Origin of the sequence: Nocardia sp. NPDC060220, assembly GCF_042727815.1 — a bacterium.
GTDB lineage: Bacteria > Actinomycetota > Actinomycetes > Mycobacteriales > Mycobacteriaceae > Nocardia.
In genome coordinates this window covers 1-4,557 of sequence record NZ_JBHWZY010000571.1, presented here as the reverse complement: position 1 = coordinate 4,557, position 4,557 = coordinate 1, and the positions used below count along the sequence as shown (strand labels likewise).

Below are 4,557 nucleotides of genomic sequence, written 5' to 3'. Positions count from 1 at the left end.
CCAGCGCGAAGTCCCAGGGCCGTTCGTCGCGATCGAGTACCCGGAAAGCCAGCCCGAGTACGTCGGGCACGCCGCCGGGGCTACCGATGCCTTTCGACTGCCGGGCGATGACCGCTCGGTCGCCGGGTCCGAACCAGGGCTCGTAGGCGCTGGTGGCACGGAATCGGCCCGCGAGGCGGACGCCGCGCGGGTGGAACACCCGTGCATGCCGCAACCGGGCCCCGGTCTGAAAGGTGGTGCGGACAACGGTGTTCGGCAGTTCGGCGACACGGTGGATATCGATCATCGGCGCTGGTCTCCTGTCACGGTGGTGGTCGTCGCCCGGGGCGCCGACAGGCAGCCGCAGGCGATGATGCTCAGTCAGCCGTCCGCGTTGACGGCGTGGTTCATAGGGTGCGCCTACCCCCGGCGACGGAGCCCAATCGCTGTTCGGCGATCGGAAGTCGCCGATCCGCAGAGAAGAGTGTCGTTACCGCCGCGCTTGTTTCGAGCTCCAGCCTCGCCGAACGTCAGCGATAGCTCAGGTATCGCCGGCCGTTATTCCCCGCACGAGGCAGAACGTATGACCTGTGGGATCGCGGAATACTCGGAAGCGGTCCTCGCCGACAGCATCGGTCACGCGGGTTGCGCCGGGCGTCAGCTGGATGGTTGCTGTCGAGCACCTCTGAACGAAGGTTTCCGATCATGCCCTCCGAGTTACCGCCATACGACGGACTGAACTACTGCCGGTGGTAGCGCGCCGACAGTCACAATCGTGGCACCGGCGGAAACGAAATTCATCGCGGTGAAATCGAAACTGCTGTCCTGCTCGACTTCTTAACATCGGCGATCCAGTCTGCTTGAATAGATATATGTGCAGATGGATGGCGTACGCGGGGGAGCCGATTCTCGCGGAAGAATTATTGTTCACGCCGCGGCACTCGTTGATCGACCAGAGTTTGCATTCCCGACTCGGAGCCACGACGACCAATGGTGACGGTTTCGGCATCGGCTGGTATGGGGAGGGTGCAGAACCCGCGGTGTTCAAGAGTGTCGAACCGGCGTGGAACGACCGAAATCTGCGTGAGGTCTCCGGTCAGATCCGCACGCCGTTGTTGTTCGCCCATATCCGCGCGTCGACCGGGACGCCGGTACAGCGCAGTAACTGCCATCCGTTCCGGCACGGTCGGTGGCTGTGGATGCACAACGGAGCACTGCGTGGCTTTCGCGAGGTCCGGCGCGACCTGGTCACCGCGATCGACCCGGCATTGTTTCCCGACCTCGAAGGATCGACGGATTCGGAAACCCTGTTCTATCTGGCGTTGACCTTCGGTCTCACCGAAGATCCACTCGGCGCGGTCGCCCGCGCGGTCGGATTCGTCGAAGACGTAGGCCGCGCGCACCAGGTGGAGAATCCGGTCCAGATGACGGTAGCGACGACCGATGGACAGTCGCTGTGGGTCTTCCGCTACTCCAGTGAACGTCAGTCGAGATCGCTGTTCTTCTCGACGAGGATCGCTCAGCTGCGCGCGCTGCACCCCGAGGTGGAAGTGCTGCACCGCCTCGGCGACCACACCCGTTTCGTGGTTTCCGAACCGTTGCGCGACCTTCCCGGCGCGTGGAACGAAGTTCCCGAATCGTGTGCCGGAGTCGTGCGGGCCGGGGCGGATGAACTCCTGGGGTTCGAGCCCGTGTCACCGGTCTGAGTCGGCGGGATCGAGATCTGTGAAACCTCGCTAGATCGTAGCCATCGCCTCGGCGCTGTGCGGGTCCTCGCCGGTGACCTCGATCGGGTAGGCGCCGACACTGTGCGCAGCGGCCTTCTCGACTAGCAGCGGAACGAAATCGCGGACACGGGCGTCGGCGAAACGCTCATGAATACGGCGAACCAGGAGCTCTATCCCCGCCGGTGGTTCCGCCGGAAAACGGGCGATCAAGCGTTCGATCACCTGATCGATCTGCACAGCTTCATTGTCGTCGCGCATCATCCACCCGCCTGCTCGCTCATAACTCACCGGTCGTGTCATCTGCTCCGCTGGGAATTGCCGATGTCGCACCCTTCGACGGTCAGTCGTGCGAGCACAGCGAAGACGTTTGCCGGGCCGCCTGCCCGTAGTGCACTGCGTTGCCGGACGGCGCCGTTACCGCTGGTGAGCACTGCCGCCAGCGCGTCGCGGGTGAATTCGTAGTCACCGGATTCCTCCAGGGCGGAACGGACATGGCAGAGCAATTGGGCCAGGGCGTGGCGGGTATCCCGCCGACCCGCGATGGTCGTGGGGAATCGAGTGCTGGAGAGCCCGTTGCGGGCGGCGTAGCGGCATGCTGAGCGCAGGTGCGTCCGGGTGATCGGATCGGCGAGGTGCCCACGGCCGATGGCGGCGACCGAGGTGATGACCAGGGCCCGCACCAGACTCGCCAACAGTGTCGTTTCCACGACGGTCGCGGGCACGTCGCTGATCCGGATCTCGATCGTCGGCAGGTGAGCCGACAATCGCACATCCCAATAGACCATCGCCGGGTCGAGAATCTGTCCGTCTTCGGCGAGTCCCGCGACGATGTCGTCGTAGTGCGCTGCCGAGCGGAAATATGGTGGTGGGCCCGAACTGGGCCACCGCGCCCACACCGTGTGGCGCCAACTGGCGTGCCCGGTATCGATGCCCTCGGCGATCGGGGAATTCGCTGTCAACGCCAACAGTGCGGGCAGCCAACGACGCAGGTGATTGCTGACCTGCACCGCGAGGTCGCGATCGGGGACACAGACATGGACATGGCAACCGCAGGTCACCTGGTCGGCCAGTGCCTTGAAGTGTTCGGCTATGCGCTGGTATCTCGGCGTGTCGGTGATGGAACCGGAGGGCGGCCCCCAGATCGGTACCCCCACCGCCAGCGGAAGCGAGCCCGAGCGAGCCGCGGCGTCAACGATGGTGACTCTGGCTCGTCGAACCTCGCGGTGCACCGCCTCGATGCTCGCGCAGACGGGGGTGCAGGTTTCGATCTGGCACTGCGAGAGTTCCAGCTGCAATGCGCTGTCGGTTCCGGCTGCCGCGACGGTGGTGTTGGTCAGGCAAGGGCGCCCGGTGGCGGGGTCGATCAGCACGAACTCTTCCTCGACGCCGACGGTGAACGCGCGCAGATCGTTGCGGTGTGACCGATCGCGTCGGTCGATCGACAGGGACGCCATCGTTCCTCCTGGTCGGCGTCGCGCCCACCGGTAGACGAGCTATCGGGGAGAGATCCGACGAGGACTCAGCGTTCGGGTCGCCAGGTGGAGACAGCCCAGATGATCACGACGCTCAGCGCGATGATCACGATGGACCATGCCGGGTAATACGGCAGGGACATGAAGTTCGCGACGATGACCAGTGCGGCGATTCCCATCGCGCCGTACCGGCCCCACGTCGATCCGATCGCGAGGCCGACGCCACAGATCAAAGCGAGGGCGCCCAGCACGACATGAATCCAGCCCCACGTCGTGGTGTCGAACTCGTAGACGTATTCGATTCCGGCGACATACAACTTGTCGTCCGCGATCGCGGAGATGCCCTGCAGAATGGAGACCGCCGCCAAAATGACAAGCATGAACGCGGCGGCGATGGATATCCCCTCGGCGACCGCCTCCCGCTGGAAGGGCTCTTCCTCCGGGACGTTGTATACCGGTGACGGGTTGCCGGTCATGATCGACTCCTCGGTGATACTGAGGACCGCCCACTCGACGCCGTTGAATGGAAGCAGGTCCTGTCGGAAACTTCTGCTTTTCGAATCGTCTGTCCGTGGACCACGCGTGGTGGCTATCATCGCGATAAGGGGGCTATTGGTGCGCGACTGTCCTGCTCGGTGTCGCGGTGCATCATCGAGGATCGCATGCCCAGCGAAATTGTCTGCGGGAGTGCAGTATCCGCATTCCGTGGGTTGCTCAGAGTTTACCGGAGTGGATTCCTCTTAACAAGATGCGGCTCGACGAGATGCGGCAATCGGCATTCACTCGCAATAATTGCGGTCGCGGGTCAGGCGCGGGGAGCAAGCACTTCGTCCGGTCGCTGTCGAACCACGCCAGCCGGGGCCGAACGGACGTCAGGCCGCACCCGCCGGCTTGGGTACCTTGACGATGAACAGGCTGATCAGCAGGGCCGCTGCCGTGAAGATCACGGCTGCGATCACCGCGCTGGCCATGCCGTGCGCGAGGATGTCCTTGGTTCCGGTGTTCTCCTGGGCCCGCTCGGCGCGGGACGACTGATAGATGGTGGTCAGAATGGCCACGCCCAATGAAAGTCCGAGCTGCTGGGTCGCTTGGAGCAGCCCGGACGCGGCGCCCATGTCGCGAGGCTCGAGTCCACCGAGCACGGTCATGTTCAACGTGACGAAGGCCAGGCTCAGACCGGCGCCGAGCAGGATGAAGGGGCCGAGAACGCCGGTGAAGTAGTTGGTCGACTCATGGGTGGTGGTCAGCCAGATCGCTTCCAGCATCATCAGGACCACCCCGGTGAGCAATACCTGTTTGCGGCCGAATCGGGCGATCAGTCTCGGCGCCGACTTCGCCATGGCGAACTGGACCGAAGCCAGGGGAAGGAAGGCTGTCTC

4 protein-coding genes and 2 pseudogenes are annotated in these 4,557 nt (G+C 64.1%); 1 reads left to right on the top strand and 5 read right to left on the bottom strand.

The genetic code is table 11. The features are described 5' to 3' along the window. Window positions 1-286: pseudogene (locus ACFWF3_RS25350) on the bottom strand (phosphodiesterase); the annotation flags it as partial. A gap of 577 nt (window positions 287-863) precedes the next feature. Here ACFWF3_RS25350 and ACFWF3_RS25345 point away from each other — a divergent pair. After that, a complete protein-coding gene (locus ACFWF3_RS25345) occupies window positions 864-1,685 on the top strand; it encodes a class II glutamine amidotransferase (RefSeq protein ID WP_379315735.1) in 822 nt (273 codons plus the stop codon). 30 nt (window positions 1,686-1,715) lie between these two features. On the opposite strand, the gene ACFWF3_RS25340 is transcribed toward ACFWF3_RS25345, so the two are convergent. The 4 genes and pseudogenes from ACFWF3_RS25340 to ACFWF3_RS25325 form a co-directional block, all read right to left on the bottom strand. Continuing rightward, the gene (locus tag ACFWF3_RS25340) at window positions 1,716-1,967 is read right to left on the bottom strand and encodes a three-helix bundle dimerization domain-containing protein (RefSeq protein ID WP_379315733.1); all 252 of its coding nucleotides are present in this window, start codon (window positions 1,965-1,967) and stop codon (window positions 1,716-1,718) included. Window positions 1,968-2,002: 35 nt separating this feature from the next. Then, window positions 2,003-3,160, bottom strand: a complete 1,158-nt coding sequence (locus ACFWF3_RS25335) for a glutamate--cysteine ligase (RefSeq protein WP_379315731.1) — start codon at window positions 3,158-3,160, stop codon at window positions 2,003-2,005. A gap of 65 nt (window positions 3,161-3,225) precedes the next feature. Beyond that, window positions 3,226-3,654 carry an acetyltransferase gene (locus ACFWF3_RS25330; protein ID WP_378990354.1) on the bottom strand — a complete coding sequence of 143 codons (429 nt, stop codon included), beginning with the start codon at window positions 3,652-3,654 and terminating at the stop codon, window positions 3,226-3,228. 396 nt (window positions 3,655-4,050) lie between these two features. Further along, window positions 4,051-4,557, bottom strand: a pseudogene (locus ACFWF3_RS25325) (hypothetical protein); the annotation flags it as partial.

Coding starts and splice junctions, on each gene's coding strand:
- ACFWF3_RS25335 (WP_379315731.1), bottom strand. CDS start 3,160: ATGGCGTCCCTGTCGATCGACCGACGCGATCGGTCACACCGCAACGAT.
- ACFWF3_RS25345 (WP_379315735.1), top strand. CDS start 864: ATGGCGTACGCGGGGGAGCCGATTCTCGCGGAAGAATTATTGTTCACG.
- ACFWF3_RS25330 (WP_378990354.1), bottom strand. CDS start 3,654: ATGACCGGCAACCCGTCACCGGTATACAACGTCCCGGAGGAAGAGCCC.
- ACFWF3_RS25340 (WP_379315733.1), bottom strand. CDS start 1,967: ATGATGCGCGACGACAATGAAGCTGTGCAGATCGATCAGGTGATCGAA.